This is a genomic window from Frigoribacterium sp. Leaf44 (genome assembly GCF_001421865.1).
Lineage (GTDB): Bacteria > Actinomycetota > Actinomycetes > Actinomycetales > Microbacteriaceae > Frigoribacterium.
Window position 1 is genome coordinate 342472 of the sequence record NZ_LMLG01000006.1, and the last position, 13936, is coordinate 356407.

The 13936-nt window shown below is 72.3% G+C and carries 18 protein-coding genes; 4 read left to right on the forward strand and 14 right to left on the reverse strand.

Going from position 1 to position 13936, the window contains the following annotated elements:
* Positions 1–17: 17 nt before the first annotated feature.
* Positions 18–362, reverse strand: coding sequence for a DUF2200 domain-containing protein (locus ASE87_RS10095; protein WP_056229501.1), 345 nt, complete (start codon positions 360–362; stop codon positions 18–20).
* Positions 363–496: 134 nt separating this feature from the next.
* On the opposite strand from ASE87_RS10095, the gene ASE87_RS10100 reads away from it, so the two are divergent.
* Complete coding sequence (locus ASE87_RS10100; RefSeq protein WP_056228205.1) at positions 497–1015, forward strand: MaoC family dehydratase; 519 nt, start codon at positions 497–499, stop codon at positions 1013–1015.
* Between the two features lie 57 nt (positions 1016–1072).
* Here the strand turns inward: ASE87_RS10100 and ASE87_RS10105 are convergent, their stop codons facing one another.
* Entirely contained in the window at positions 1073–1783 is a 711-nt protein-coding gene (locus ASE87_RS10105) for an SDR family oxidoreductase (protein ID WP_056228208.1), read from the reverse strand.
* A 162-nt stretch (positions 1784–1945) separates the two neighbouring features.
* On the opposite strand from ASE87_RS10105, the gene ASE87_RS10110 reads away from it, so the two are divergent.
* On the forward strand, positions 1946–2548 hold the full coding sequence (locus ASE87_RS10110) for a TetR/AcrR family transcriptional regulator (RefSeq protein ID WP_056228212.1): 603 nt from the start codon (positions 1946–1948) through the stop codon (positions 2546–2548).
* Positions 2549–2585: 37 nt separating this feature from the next.
* On the opposite strand, the gene ASE87_RS10115 is transcribed toward ASE87_RS10110, so the two are convergent.
* The 5 genes from ASE87_RS10115 to ASE87_RS10135 form a co-directional block, all read right to left on the reverse strand.
* Positions 2586–3581 (reverse strand): NADP-dependent oxidoreductase, encoded by a 996-nt coding sequence (locus ASE87_RS10115; RefSeq protein WP_056228216.1) that lies wholly within the window; start codon positions 3579–3581, stop codon positions 2586–2588.
* A gap of 260 nt (positions 3582–3841) precedes the next feature.
* A complete protein-coding gene (locus ASE87_RS10120; RefSeq protein WP_056228219.1) occupies positions 3842–4426 on the reverse strand; it encodes a DUF1349 domain-containing protein in 585 nt (194 codons plus the stop codon).
* Between the two features lie 50 nt (positions 4427–4476).
* Positions 4477–4701, reverse strand: coding sequence for a hypothetical protein (locus ASE87_RS10125; RefSeq protein ID WP_056228220.1), 225 nt, complete (start codon positions 4699–4701; stop codon positions 4477–4479).
* A gap of 194 nt (positions 4702–4895) precedes the next feature.
* Positions 4896–5306 carry a cupin domain-containing protein gene (locus ASE87_RS10130; protein WP_056228223.1) on the reverse strand — a complete coding sequence of 137 codons (411 nt, stop codon included), beginning with the start codon at positions 5304–5306 and terminating at the stop codon, positions 4896–4898.
* A gap of 7 nt (positions 5307–5313) precedes the next feature.
* Positions 5314–5667: a carboxymuconolactone decarboxylase family protein gene (locus tag ASE87_RS10135; protein WP_056228225.1), complete on the reverse strand. Its 354-nt coding sequence runs from the start codon at positions 5665–5667 to the stop codon at positions 5314–5316.
* A gap of 406 nt (positions 5668–6073) precedes the next feature.
* Here ASE87_RS10135 and ASE87_RS10140 point away from each other — a divergent pair, with 406 nt between their 5' ends.
* Entirely contained in the window at positions 6074–6904 is an 831-nt protein-coding gene (locus ASE87_RS10140; protein WP_056228228.1) for an oxidoreductase, read from the forward strand.
* A 254-nt stretch (positions 6905–7158) separates the two neighbouring features.
* On the opposite strand, the gene ASE87_RS10145 is transcribed toward ASE87_RS10140, so the two are convergent.
* Together ASE87_RS10145 and ASE87_RS10150 are read right to left on the reverse strand one after the other, a co-directional pair.
* The gene (locus ASE87_RS10145) at positions 7159–7731 is read right to left on the reverse strand and encodes a PadR family transcriptional regulator (RefSeq protein WP_056228230.1); all 573 of its coding nucleotides are present in this window, start codon (positions 7729–7731) and stop codon (positions 7159–7161) included.
* A 108-nt stretch (positions 7732–7839) separates the two neighbouring features.
* On the reverse strand, positions 7840–8196 hold the full coding sequence (locus tag ASE87_RS10150; RefSeq protein ID WP_056228233.1) for a VOC family protein: 357 nt from the start codon (positions 8194–8196) through the stop codon (positions 7840–7842).
* A gap of 327 nt (positions 8197–8523) precedes the next feature.
* On the opposite strand from ASE87_RS10150, the gene ASE87_RS10155 reads away from it, so the two are divergent.
* A complete protein-coding gene (locus tag ASE87_RS10155) occupies positions 8524–9570 on the forward strand; it encodes an NAD(P)-dependent alcohol dehydrogenase (protein ID WP_056228235.1) in 1047 nt (348 codons plus the stop codon).
* On the opposite strand, the gene ASE87_RS10160 is transcribed toward ASE87_RS10155, so the two are convergent.
* The 5 genes from ASE87_RS10160 to ASE87_RS16875 form a co-directional block, all read right to left on the reverse strand.
* Positions 9534–10541 carry a sporulation-delaying protein SdpB family protein gene (locus ASE87_RS10160; RefSeq protein ID WP_056228238.1) on the reverse strand — a complete coding sequence of 336 codons (1008 nt, stop codon included), beginning with the start codon at positions 10539–10541 and terminating at the stop codon, positions 9534–9536. The two genes, ASE87_RS10155 and ASE87_RS10160, sit on opposite strands and share 37 nt — an antisense overlap.
* Entirely contained in the window at positions 10535–11077 is a 543-nt protein-coding gene (locus tag ASE87_RS10165; RefSeq protein ID WP_055975462.1) for an SdpA family antimicrobial peptide system protein, read from the reverse strand. Before ASE87_RS10165 ends, ASE87_RS10160 begins: the two co-directional genes overlap by 7 nt.
* 72 nt (positions 11078–11149) lie before the next feature.
* Positions 11150–11824 (reverse strand): hypothetical protein, encoded by a 675-nt coding sequence (locus ASE87_RS10170; protein ID WP_056228241.1) that lies wholly within the window; start codon positions 11822–11824, stop codon positions 11150–11152.
* Between the two features lie 257 nt (positions 11825–12081).
* A complete protein-coding gene (locus tag ASE87_RS16505; RefSeq protein WP_056228244.1) occupies positions 12082–12834 on the reverse strand; it encodes a hypothetical protein in 753 nt (250 codons plus the stop codon).
* A 97-nt stretch (positions 12835–12931) separates the two neighbouring features.
* A partial coding sequence (locus ASE87_RS16875) for a CPBP family intramembrane glutamic endopeptidase (protein ID WP_157489810.1) occupies positions 12932–13936 on the reverse strand: 1005 nt, incomplete at its 5' end.

Below are 13936 nucleotides of genomic sequence, written 5' to 3' on the forward strand. Positions count from 1 at the left end.
GCGTCACCGCCCACCTATCACCTCTCCCGCAGCACCTTCGCCATCGGGCGGCCGCGCGCGACCTCGTCGACGAGCTTGTCGAGGCGGCGGATGTTCGCGGTCAGCTCGTCGTCGAGGGCCTCGATGCGGACACCGCAGATGACACCCGTCACGAGCGAGGCCCGGGGGTTGAGATCGGCGGCCGCGAAGAAGTCGCGGAACGTGGTTCCGTCGGCGACGTGCTGGTCGATCTGCTGCTGGTCGTAACCGGTCAGCCACGTCACGACCTCGTCGACCTCGGCCTTCATGTGGCCCTTGCGCTCGACCTTGGCCACGTACAGGGGGTAGACCCTGGCGAACGGCATGTCGTCCAAGCGGCTCATGCCGAGATCGTACGCGGGCCGGTCGACCGGCACCGCGCTTCCTCGGCTCAGACCCCAGGAAGTCGTCGAGACCCCTGCTCGCGCGTGGGGGTCTCGGCGACTTCCTGGGGTCTCGGCCGACCTAGGGTGAAGGCGTGCCCTACGAACCGGACGGGACCGCAGCCGCGGCCGACGACACCTCGCCCTTCGCGCATCGGCTCGCCGACCGCTTCCTCGACGACTACGTGCCCGGCCTCACGATGGAGCACGGCTCGTACCGCGTCACGGCGGACGAGATCGTCGACTTCGGCCGCCGGTTCGATCCGCACGACATGCACGTCGACGCCGAACGGGCCGAGGCGACTCCCCTCGGCGGACTCGTGGCCAGCGGCTGGCACACCACCGCCGTGATGATGCGCCTGATGGTGGAGTCCTACCTCAACCAGGCCGCCAGCGTCGCGTCGCCCGGCGTCGACGAGCTGCGCTGGTCGGCACCCGTCCGCCCCGACGACGTGCTCCGTGCCCGGTTCACCGTCGTCGACGCCCGCCCCTCGGCGTCCCGTCCCGACCGGGGAGTGGTGCGCACCCGCATCGAACTCCGCGACCAGCACGACCGGGCCGTGATGACGCAGGTCATGACGAACCTGATCCTGCGCCGCCCCGCGTCCCGCTGAGCCCGCAGGAGGCGCGGTGCCGGTCGGGCCGGCACCGCGCCTCCTCGTCGTCACCGGTCAGCGCGCGGCGAGCTGCGGGTAGAGCGCCTCGAGCGGCGCCGACAGGCCCGCCTTCACCTGGCGTGAGGTCTCGTCGGCGAGGACCTCGTGCTCGCCGGCCTCGAGGGCGTCGAGCACGTCGGCGACCAGGGTCGTCGGGTCGGTCTTCGCGTCCGTGACGCCCGCGGCCATCGCGGTGTCGACGTAGCCCACGTGCACGCCGACGACCTGCACGCCCGCGGGCTGCAGCTCGAGGCGCAGCGAGTTCGTGGCCGACCACAGCGCCGCCTTCGTCGCCGAGTAGATGCCCGCGACGGCGAACCACGACAGGGCCGAGTGGATGTCGATGATGGCCGTGCCGCCGCCGTGTGCCGAGAGGAGCGGCGCGTAGGCGCGGGCGAGGAAGAGCGGCCCGAGGAAGTTGGTCTCGACGTTGGCGCGGATCTCGTCGTCGGTGTGGCTGAGGATGCCGGGCGTGGGGGTGTTCGCGCCGGCGTTGTTGATCAGCACGGTCACGTCGGGCGCCGCCTCGACGACGGCGGCGATCGAGGCCGCGTCGGTCACGTCGAGGGTGAGGGGCACGACGCGCTCGTCGTCCCAGGTGCGCGGGGTGCGGGCCGTGGCGTAGACCTTCGCGGCGCCGCGGGCGAGGGCGGCCTCGACGAAGCGGGTGCCGATGCCCCCGTTCGCTCCGGTGACGAGGACGACGGAGCCGGTGATGTCGGTCATGGGTGTTCCTTCCGTGGGTGGTGCGAAGATGAGGCGACCCGTGATCGAGTCGCCCCGTTGCTGACTCCTGTCATAATTGAGTTCAGTCAGTTTCTATTCCGACCGTCGGCCTCCATCTCTTCGACCGTCGCCCTTCCGTCCACCGTCACCCCAGGAGAGCCCATGTCGTCGACCGCCTCGTCGCTCGGCCGCCGAGAGCGCAACAAGCAGGAGAAGCTCGAGCGCATCACGCAGGCCGCGTCCGACCTGTTCAGCCGTCACGGGGTCGACGAGGTCACGACGCAGCAGATCGCCGAGGCGGCCGACGTCGGCGCCGGCACGCTCTTCCTGTACGCGAAGACCAAGGGCGAGCTGCTGCTGCTCGCGCAGAACGCGGCGTACGCGCGCTCCCTCGACGAGGGGATCCGCGCCTCCTCGTCCGCCTCGACCGCGCTGGACGCGGTCGTCGCGGTGCTCGAGCCGATCGTGCACTGCAACCGCGCGCAGGTCGAGAACGGCCGCACCTACCTGCGCGAGATGGCGTTCGGCGACGCCGCCGAGCCGCACCACGCCGAGGCGCTCACGATCGTCGCCCGGACCGAGGAGGCGGTGGCCGGGATCGTCACGCGCCTCACCTCGGCGACGCCCTCCGACGCGGCCGCGTTCGCGCACGTCGTGTCGGCCGTGATGATGCTCGCGATGTCGTCGGCGGTCGACGAGTCGGTGCCGGACGACGAGATCGTCGCGGGGGTGCGACGTCAGCTCGAGGTGATCCTGCCGCGCTGACGGGCGCTGGCCGCTTCGTCGCCCGCGGTGCCGACCGTCACGGGAGCGTGACGACCGCCTTGCCGCGGATGCGGACCTTCCCGAGGCCGTCGAGCGCGGTCGCCGTCTCGGCGAACGGGTGCGTCGCGCCGACGACCGGGCGGACGGCCCCGGCGTCGACGAGGGCCGCGATCTCGCGCAGCTGGGCACCGTCGGCGTGCATCCAGAGGAACTCGTACCGGACGCCGAGCGTCCTCGCCCGGGCTCGGACCCCACGGCTGAGGGCCGCGACGGCGAGGCGCACGACAGGGTTCAGCCCTGCGGCCTTGGCGAAGGTGGGAGTGGGCGGGCCCTGGATGCCGATGGCGATGCCGCCGGGGCGGAGCACCCGGAGCGACTTCGCCAGGTTCTCGGCGCCCAGGCTGTCCAGGACGAGGTCGTAGCCGGACAGCTCCTGCTCGAAGTCCTGGGTGCGGTGGTCGACGACGACGTCGGCACCGAGCTCGCGCACGAAGTCGGCGTTCGACGAGGAGGCGGTGGTCGCGACGTGCGCGCCGAGGTGCTTCGCGAGCTGGATCGCGATCGAACCGACCCCACCGGCACCCGCGTGGACGAGGACCTTCTGACCGGGCTGCACGTCGCCGCGTTCGACGAGGGCCTGCCAGGCGGTGAGGGCCACGAGGGGGAGCGATGCGGCCTCGACGGTGCTGATCGAGGTCGGGGCGACGGCGACGTCGGCCTCGTCGACGGCGATGCGCTCGGCGAAGGTGCCGATCCGGTGGTCGCGGGGGCGGGCGAACACCTCGTCGCCGGGCTTCAGGTTGCGGACCGAGCCGCCGACCTCGATGACCGTCCCGGCGACGTCGTGGCCGAGGACGAGGGGCGTCCGGTACGGGAGGATCAGCTTGAACGCGCCCTCGCGGATCTTGGCGTCGAGGTGGTTGAGGCCCGCGGCGGCGACCGCGATCAGGACGTCGTGGTCGCCGACGGTGGGCTCGGGCACGTCGACTTCGTGCAGGGGCTTCTCGTAGGCGTCGAACGCGAAGGCTCGCATGGGGTGCTCCTGGGGGGCTGGGGCTGCGGGTGGTGGGCTCGCCGGCGCGGCCCGTGACGTCCTCGGTCCGAGGGGTCGCGGCTCGAGCATCCGAGTGTGCTCAATTCTGAGTGCACTCAGCAAAGTTGTCAAGCACGGACCTCGACGGTGACCGACCCGTCGCCGACCGTCGTCGCGCCTCCTCGGCTCCGCCGTCCCCAGCCCACGGGGCCGTCCCCAGGCCGAGGCGTCGAGCCCGGCCCGCGGGGTCGGGCACGTGCTCAGTCCTCGGGGTGGAGGCTCTCGTCGGCGGCGGACGTCGTCCACGAGGTGAAGTGCACGGTGAGGTCGGCGCGCGAGGGGGCGCAGCAGAAGGGGCCGGCGCTCGCCGCGGCGTCGGGGGCGAGCGGGGCGACCCGGACCAGACGCCACGGCTCGGCGTCGACGCGGGCCCGCACGGTGAGGGCGTCTCCCGAGCGGCTGGCGCGGATCGTCACGGTGCGGCCGGTCCACTCGACCGGGGAGAGCGACCAGTCGGACTCGCCCCGCGTCACGACGGCACCGAGGCTCTGCTCGCCGTCGCTGAGTTCGACCCCGGCCTTGACCCAGGTCTCGGGGTCGACCGAGACGAAGATGCCGGCCTGGTCGAACTGGGCCGTGAAGTCGAGCACGAACGACACCTCCATCGCGGTGCCCTGCTCGAACGGCGCGACCAGGGCGTGCTCGGTGTCGTGCACGAACCCGTACGACGTGAGGCGCCAGGCGTCGCTGCCCTCGGCCGCCGTGACGCGCATGCCGTCGTCGGCGACGTCGACGGCCGTGGGCTCGGTCGTCCAGGTGCCGGTGGTCCAGGGGATGTCGGTCATGAGGGCCTCGTGCTCGGTGGTGGTCGGCGGGAGTGGCGTCAGTGCCGGCGTCAGCGCTCGTGCGTCGTCGGGTCGCCGGCCTCGAGGGCGGCGTGCTGCCTCTCGACGCGCCGGGTCACGGCCATGGCCCGCAGCCCGACCACGATCGAGGCCGACCCACTGATGATCATCAGCACGCCCACGAGGTCACTGCCACCCCTCGTCAGCAGCGCGCCGCACACCACCACTCCGGCGGAGAGGATGAGCTGCAGGGTCGTCCACGTCGTCGTCGTCATCCCTCGACCCTACGAGCCCGCGGCCGCTGACGGCTCGCCCGCGCGGCGGAGCGCCCCGACGACCCGGGGAGGCGCGGTGCCATGTCGAATCGCACCGCGCCTCCTCGGTGGGGTGCGGTGCTCAGGCCCCAGGAAATTGCCGAGACCCCTGCTCGCGAGTGGGGGTCTCGGCGACTTCCTGGGGTCTCGGCGCCTCAGCCGGCGTCCGAGCCGGCGTAGTCGGCGTCGGTGATGCGCTCGAGCCAGGTCGTGGTGGTGGCCGGATCGTCGGCCGCCTCGAGGATGGCGACGTGCTCCATGAAGCTGCCCTCGGCGGCGGCGTGGAAGTGCTCCTCGCCCGGCGCCACGAAGATGGTCTGCCCGGGGTGGACGTCGACGACCTTCCCGTCACGGGTGCCGAACCGGGCGACGCCCTCGGTGACGTACAGGAACTGGCCTCGCGCGTGGTGGTGCCAGGCGGTCCGCGCGCCGGGCGCGAAGCGGACCTTCGCGACCGTCGTGCGCTGGTCGTCGGTCTGCGGGGTGACGATGGGGTCGAGCCACACCTGGCCCGGGAACTGCTCGTCGGGGTTGAGGGTCGTGGGTTGCGGGGGCAGGATCTTCACGGGTTCCTCACTTCTCGTCGGTGTCGTCGTCTGCGTCGTCGGCGAAGAGCTCCTTGGCGACGCCCATGGCGGCCATCCCGCGGGGCCAGCCCGCGTAGAGCGTCACGTGGGTGATGGCCTCGACGAGCTCGTCCTGGGTGACGCCGTTCTCGACGGCGCGGCCGAGGTGGAACCGCAGCTGCTCGGTGTTGCCGCCGGCGGTGAGCACCGCGACGGTGACGAGGCTGCGGTCGCGCGCGGACAGTTCGGGGCGGTTCCAGACGTCGGCGAAGAGGACGTCGGCGGTGAGCTCGGCGAGCTTGGGGGCGAAGTCGCCGAAGAGGGTGCGCCCTCCGCCGACCTGGACGGGCTGATCTGACATGGCTGAGCTCCTGGTGGTGGGTGTCGGGGCCGGGACGTCCGGTGCCGGACGCCGACTCCGGGCGGCGGCGGGGTGCCTGCCGGACCGGGCCGGGTCGCTCTCGACGCTAGGCCGGCGCGGACGGGGCAGGGAGGCCCCGCCAGGGTCACCCTGCCCCGACACGCCCCGCCCCGCCCCGGCGGGAGCCGGGCGCCGACGTCGCACCGCCGACTGGACGTCGCACCGCGCACGTGGGCGGTGCGACGTTCAGTGGGCGGTGCGACGCAGGGCAGCGACGCGGGGCAGCGACGCGAGGGGGGTACTGCTGGTACCGGGGGCGGCGGGACCTGACCGGCACCGCGCCTCCTTGGTTGTCTGGGGGGAGCGGCGCGTCGGCGACCGCGACGCACGAGAGAGAAGAGACCACATGTCGACCTGGTTGATCACCGGCTGCTCCACGGGGTTGGGGCGAGCCTTCGCCGAGGAGGCGCTGGCCCGCGGACACGACGTCGTCGTCACCGCGCGCGACGCCTCGGCCGTGCAGGACATCGCCGACGCCCACCCCGACCACGCCGTGGCCACCGCCCTCGACGTCACCGACCCCGACCAGGTGACCGCGGCCGTCCGCCTCGCCACCGAGCGGTTCGGCGGCGTCGACGTCCTCGTGAACAACGCCGGCTACGGCTACCGCTCCGCCGTCGAGGAGGGCGACGACGCCGACGTGGCGCGCCTGTTCGACACGCACTTCCACGGCAGCGTCCGCACCGTCAAGGCCGTCCTGCCCGGCATGCGTGCCCGCCGCAGCGGCACGATCGTCAACCTGTCGTCGATCGGCGCCCGCCGCACGGGCCCCGGCTCGGGCTACTACGGCGCCGTCAAGGCCGCGATCGAGCAGATGACCATGGCCCTGCGCACCGAACTCGCCCCCCTCGGCATCACGGCGACGGTCGTCGAGCCGGGCTCGTTCCGCACCGACTTCTCGGGCCGCTCGCTCACCCAGTCCGCCACGCCGATCGCCGACTACGCCGAGACGGCCGGCAAGCGCCGCATCGAGGCCGACACCTCGGACGGCAGGCAGCCGGGCGACCCCGCGGCGGGCGCGCGGCTGCTCGTCGACGCGGTCGACTCGGGCGAGGCTCCGTACCTGCTGCTGCTCGGCTCGGACGCCGTCGAGATCGTCACGGGCGCGCTCGACGACCTCCGCGCCGACGTCGACGCGTGGGCCGACCGCAGCCGCGCCACCGACTTCGACGCCTGAGCCGGACGCCTCACCTGCAGGAGGTGCGGTGTCGGTTCAGACGACCCCGCGCCTCCTGCAGGCCGTCACCTCCGGAGTGCCCGCGACCCCCCGCGGCCACCCCGGCCCGACCGGTGACGCCCCTGCCACGACGACCCGACGGCGCCTCGTCGCCCGGGCCGGCCCACGCCGGTGACGTCGGCTGCCGGCGACGCGGTGACGCGATCGGCTGACGCGTGGCTTCGAGGTCACGCTAGTCCAGTTGGTACTAGTCATCAGTGGACGGGACGAAAAAAGGGTGCCCCGCTCTCCGGGGCCCTGGGTGCACCGATCTCGCCGTCGCGCGAGTAGTCCTCGACCCAGGCCCGCTCGCTGCGCAACTGGTCGAGCAGGTGCCGGAACATCGCGACGGACTGCACCGGGAAGCGCGTCGCGTCGTCGTCGCTGGCGTCGAGATAGGCCTGGGCCGTCGCCATGCGCTCGTCGAGGGCCCGGACGCGCGTGGCGAAGATCGTCGCCCGCGTCTCCTCGTCGACCAGGTCCAGCAGCGCGAACCGGACGTAGAACTCCTCGTCGTCGCCGGCGCGGGAGAGCGGGAAGTCGGCGATCCGCCCGATCAGCAGGTCGCGCCCCGCGTCGGTCAGCGAGAACACCTGGCGGTTCGGCCGACCCGTGGTCTCCTCGGTGCGGCGGTCGAGCGCGCCCCGGTCGTGCAGGCGCTTGAGCGTCGTGTAGACGGCGTTGTTGTTGACCACGCCGAGGCCCGGGCGCCGCACGTTCCGCTTGATGTCGTACCCGTGCTGCGGCCCGGCGAGCAGGTTGCTCAGGATGAGGATCTCGGTGACCATCCCCACATCATGGTGCGTGTCCGGCCCGTCGACGTCCCGACGACGTGACCGGACGCAGGAGGCGCGGTGCCGGTTCGACCGACACCGCGCCTCCTGCAGGCCCCGACGTCAGTCGGTCGGGGGCGTGTAGAACTGCAGGTCATTGCCCTCGGTGTCCTTGAAGGGCAGGATGCGGCCCCACGGGTGCTCGCTGATCGTGCCCGTGACGTCGGCGCCGCGCGCCTGCAGGTCGGCCAACGCGTCCTCGAGGGTGCCGTCGGGCTGGAACGTGATGACCGCCCCGCCCTCGCTCGAGGCCGCGGCCTCTTCGCGACCGTTCAGGCCGATCATCAGGCCGTTCGCGTCGATCTCGGTCCAGTCGTCGCTCTCGTCCTTCACCGTGAGGCCGAGCGCGTCACGGTAGAACGCCGTCGCCCGCCCCATGTCGGTCACGGGCACCCACACTGTTGCCACTCCGCTTGCCATGTCGACTCCTTCGTCCGGCACCGGACCACCCGGTGCTGCGTCCGGTCCTTGCTACGCCGTCCACCGCGCGAGCCGTGTCGCGAGTCAGGGCACTTTCCCACCCGGAAGCGTGTCTCACGGGTGCCGTCGCCCTGCCGGGCCACCCGCAGGAGGCGCGGTGCCGGTCGGACGCGCACCGCGCCTCCTGCGGGCCGTCGCGTCGGGGGCCCTGCCAGGGCCTCCCACGATCGGCGCGGGGGCGTAGCGTCGAGGACGAGGAGCCCGTCGTCGAGCACCGTGTTCCGACCCGCCCCTCGTCCCCGTACCGAATCCACCCCCAGGAGACCCATGCGCACCGTCAACGCCTACGCGGCACCGTCCGCCACCGAGCCCCTCGTCAAGACGACCATCGAGCGCCGCGACGTCGGCCCGAAGGACGTCATGATCGACATCGCCTACGCCGGCATCTGCCACAGCGACATCCACACCGTCCGCGGCGAGTGGGGCGAGATCCAGTACCCGCAGGTCGTGGGTCACGAGATCGTCGGCACCGTCTCGGAGGTCGGCTCCGAGGTCACCAAGTACGAGGTCGGCGACCGCGTCGGCGTCGGCTGCATGGTCAACTCGTGCGGCGAGTGCGAGTACTGCAAGCGTGGCGACGAGCAGTACTGCGCCAAGGGCAACACCGGCACCTACACGAGCGTCGACCCGGCCGACGGCACCGTCACCCAGGGCGGTTACTCGCAGGCCGTCGTCGTCACCGAGGACTTCGTGCTGCGCGTGCCCGAGTCGCTCGACTACGACAAGGTCGCACCGCTGCTCTGCGCCGGCATCACGCTGTACTCGCCGCTGCACCACTGGGGCGTCACCGAGGGCACCAAGGTCGCCATCGTCGGCATGGGCGGCCTCGGCCACATGGGCGTGAAGATCGCCGCCGCACTCGGTGCCGACGTCACCGTGCTGTCGCAGACCACCTCGAAGAAAGAGGACTCGCTGCGCTTCGGCGCGAAGGCGCACTACGCGACCAGCGACGAGCAGACCTTCACCGACCTGGCGAACTCGTTCGACCTGATCATCAACACCGTGTCGGCGAAGGTCGACATGGGCGCCTACCTCGGCCTGCTGGCCGTCGACGGCACGCTCGTCAACGTCGGCGCCCCGTCCGAGCCGCTCGAGGTGCCCGCGTTCGCGCTGATCCCGGCGCGTCGCAGCTGGGCCGGTTCGGCCATCGGCGGCATCCGCGAGACCCAGGAGATGCTCGACTTCTGCGCCGAGCACGGCATCGTGCCCGAGACCGAGCTGATCGACGCCGACCAGATCAACGAGGCCTACGAGCGCGTCCTCAAGTCGGACGTGCGCTACCGCTTCGTGATCGACGCGGCGACCTTCGCCTGATCCGACCCCGTCCCGCCGGACGCCCCCGCACCGTGTGTGCGGGGGCGTTCGTCGTCCCCGGGCCGCAGGACGCCGCGGATCGTCGCACCGTCGTGGTACGCGGCCGAGTGCAGCGGCAGGGCGAGCAGCAGCAGTCCGCCGAGCATCGTGATCTGGAAGCTCCAGAGGCCGATGGCCACGATGATGCCGAGGTGGAGGGTCACCCCGGCCAGGGCCAGGACCAGCCGGAGGCGCCCCCTCGTCAGCAGGATGGCCGCCAGTCCCAGCTCGAGCAGCATGGTGCCCCAGGTCAGGGCCGCGGCACCGAGCGACGTGCCGGCCACCTCGGTGAGGACGAGGCGGGGCAGGCCGCTCGCCCCGAAGAAGCCCTGGACGATGTAGTAGAGGGCCGTCCCCTCCGCCCATTCGGTGACGAAGAGCTTGCCCGCGCCCGAGTAGAAGTAGAGGACGCAGAGCTGCAGCTTGATCGCCACCACGAAGATGACGGCGAAGCCGGTCCGCCAGGGTCGTGCCTGCAGGCCGGGCCGGGCGGGCGACCAGTGGTTCCACCGGGGGTCGGTCAGGCAGACGGGCACGAGCAGGAGGGCCATGATCGTTGCGATCTGGTCGCCGCCCTCAGGGATCGAGATGCTCGAACTGATGCTGAAGGCGACCCAGACGTGCAGCAGCGAGGTGATCTGGGGCGCGAAGCCGACGATGACCGCCACCAGTACGACGACGGCCACGACGCGGGCGGCGTCGAGGTCGCCGCGCATGGCGCAGAAGAGACCGGCCCGGTCGGCGTGCGTGCACAGGGGGTACGAGCCGAGACCTGCGACCGGGCGGAAGAGGAAGTCGCTCGACGTGAACAGCACCGTGATGAGGTTGCCGAGCGCGATCAGGGACCGCGCGAGACCGAGGAAGGGCGACCAGAGGACGGGGTCGGGCAGGGCGCGCCAGGACGACGGGCGGAGGTCGAAGCGCTTCAGCATGAGACGTCGGTCCTGAGGCCGCGGACGGCCGAGCGTTCCAGTCGCGTGTGGTCCCGGTAGGCCCACGAGACGGGGGTCGACTCGACCAGCACGACCTCGCCGCAGAGGGAGGGGGACGGGACGACGTTCTCGACGGGGTGCGCGGTCGACGCCACGAGATCGGACGAGCAGACCTCGAGGGCGGGGGAGTCGCAGTCGACCCAGTCGGCCTCGGGCAGGCTCGTCATGAGCAGGGCGACCTCGATGCCCTGCGACCGCCCTTCGCGACTCAGCCCGAACAGGTTCTCGGCCCGGGTGTTCGGGAACCCCGCGACCGAACGCAACTCGTCACCGTCCACCACGAAGGGCTCGATCTGCGGGTCACGCGGCGACTTCGTGAAGAACGACCAGCCCTGGGGCGCCACCGACATGATGTCGGCGCGATGGTCGGTGAGCCCCGGTGGGTCGAGCACGGTCTCTTCGAGCGAGGCGAGCCCCGAGTAGAGGGCGAACACGACGACGAGCGTGCCGGGGACGAGCAGGTGTCTGATCTTCATCGGAGGTCTCCTGGTCAAGGGGGCCGGCCTCCCCGACGAGCGAGGAGGCCGGTCCGTGTGGTGCGCGAGAGATCAGTACGCCGACAGGCTGTCGGTGAGCGAGACCACGCCCTTCTCGGTCGAGAGCGCTTCTCCCGAGGTGACGTTGGCCGACCAGAAGGCGTTCTGGGTCCAGGCGACGTTCATCTGCACGGCTGCGGTGAGCGCGTGGACGGCGCCGGCCGCCGACACGACCGCGACCCACACCGCGAACACCGGTACGGCGGCCTGCGGGTTCGCCATGCCGGGGTCCGCCTTGCGCTCGGCAGCCGAGGCGTCGACGACCGACGCCTCGTCCACCGACGCGGCCAAGTCGCCGGCGGAGGCGCTGAAGGCGGCCTCCACGCGGAGGACGTCACCGGAGGTCATCTCACGGGCGAAGTCGTCGAAGTAGGCCGCATCGGACGCCTGCAGATCGTCGAGGATGGTGTCGATCGCGGTCAGGTCGGTACCCTGCTCGGCGACGCTGTCGCGGAACGCCGTGTACGACGCGTCGTCGAGCTCGCCCTCGAGCTCGGCGGCGAGAGCACCCGTGCCGAAGTACAGGGCGCCGAACAGCTCGCGGCCGTCCGTCGACTCGGTGCTCTGCTCGGTCGTCGACGTCGACGACGTGGGGGCCCAGCCCGTGGCGACCGCCGCGGTCGAGGGCAGGACGACGGCCAGCGCTGCTGCAGTGGCCACCGTGATGATCTTGTTCTTCGCGTTCATTCTCGTTCTCCTTCGATGGATGTCGCTGAGGCGTCGATCGCTCGTCGTCGCCCGTCCCGGCGGCCGGTCGGCCGCCTCGTGTGCCCGTGGGCCGGTCCCCGGGCCGGCCGCCTCCTCGTCTGTCGTCTTCTCGGGCGCGCCGAAGCGACCGCGCGCCATCGGTCGTTGTGCCCGGCGGTGTGATCACCGTGTCGCGGGCAGGGGCGTGCGTGACCGGGGCGTCAGTGCGCCCGGGCCCGCTGCCGGTCAGTGGGGCGTCAGGGTGCCGACGGTCGGCGGAGGGTGCGCAGCGCGGCCCCGGCGGTCGCGGCCGTCGCTCCGGCGACGAGGGCGAGAGGCCACGGCGCGATCGTCAGCGCGGCGAGGACGACGACGGCCAGGGCGGCACCGACCGCGGCCGCGCCTCCGATCGTCCGAGGTGCGCGGGACGTGTCCGCGCCCCGTGGGACACGGGTGTCCGTCGCGCCCGGCGTGCCCGTCGCACCCGGCGCACCCGGCGCTCCCGTCGCACCCGGTGTGCCCGTCGCACCCGGTCGACCCGCCGCGATGGCTACCCCGACCGCGACCAGCAGACCGACCACACCGAGGGCGATCAGCGGCAGGACGCCGGGGTCCGGTGCCGACCAGGGGTCGCCGGTCGCGAGCGACGGGGCGACGAGCAGCGGCAGGGCACCGGTCAGTGCGAGTGTCAGCCCAGCCAGGGCCCCGACGGTCGACCGGTGGCCGAACTTCACCGAGTCGCTGGTCACCCGGGCGAGGGCCAGCAGCAGCCAGGCGGCGAGGGCGGGGACGGCGACGGAGGCGATCGTCACGGCCAGGGGTCGGACGGTGGTGACCTCACCCGCGGACCACTGGTTGGCCACCTCGCCGGGCAGGCGGGGGGCCCACGACACCACGGTGACGACGCTGGCCAGCAGGGCTCCCGCGAGGGGGAGCTGCACGAACGACCACAGGCGGTCGCGTCGTGCCGGTGCATCGGTGCGTCGTGTGGTCTCGGTGAGAGTGCTCACTGTGGTCCTCCGGCCTTGTCGCGGTCGGACCGTCCCGCCGTCGCGGCATCCTCGGAAGGAACCGTACTGACCGGTCCGGTCATCTCATGACAATGTGTCAGGAAGAAGCGATGGGCGTCAAGCGATTGTTTCGCATCTCCCCCGCGAGGAGGAGCCCGACGACGATCGCCACCATGACGGCCGTCGTGACGAGGCCGAGGGGGCCCGTGACGGCGGGATCGCTGGCATCGGACGCGTCGGCGACGAGGGCCGAGAGCCCGGCGGTGGCGTTGAAGGCCGAGTGGGCGAAGACGGGTGGCCAGATCGACCCCGTCCTCAGTCGCAGCCACCCGAGCAGCACGCCGAAGGCGACGCACGCGCCCACCATCAAGACGACACCGTCGGCGCCGGTCCGGTCGAAGTTGTAGCCGAGCAGGATGATCGGGGTGTGCCACAGGCCCCAGACGGCGCCGGACGCGACCAGGGCGACCCCTGTTCCGAGCGGCGTCAGCGCGGGCAGCAGCCACCCCCGCCAGCCGATTTCTTCGCCCAGTGCGAACGGTGCGCTGACGACGGCGTTGAGCGGGATGGCGAGCAGCTGCATGCCCACCAGGAGCCCGGCGGGCAGGGCGAGTTCGCCCATCCCGAGGTCGTCGAACGACCGGGCGTAACCGCTGAAATCGACGAGGTCGATCACCAGCAGGCCCAGGGCGGCCGCGGCGGCGACGCCGACGACGACCACGACCACCGCGCTGACGAGGCCCCCCGCCGACCAGGCGAGGGTGCGCCGCACGGGGCGGATCGGCCAGAGGCCCAGCTGCCTGACGGCCTGACGCCACGACGTGCGTGTCGAGGCGAGGGCGACCGCGGCGCCGGCCGCCGGGGTCAGCATCAGCAGCGGCAGCAGCACGCCGGCCAGGGGTGCGGCCAGCCCGTCGTCGCTCAGCCACAGGGGGATGGCGAGGGCCCAGCAGAGCCCGAACGACACGACGACGAAAAGCACGAGCGCCCGACGCGGGGCGGCCCGCGTCACGACGAGGCCGTCGGGTCGAGGGGTGTCGGCCCGTGTCACGACGACGCCGCCGGGTCGAGGAGGAACAACCCCGCGAGGCGCCCGTCGGGG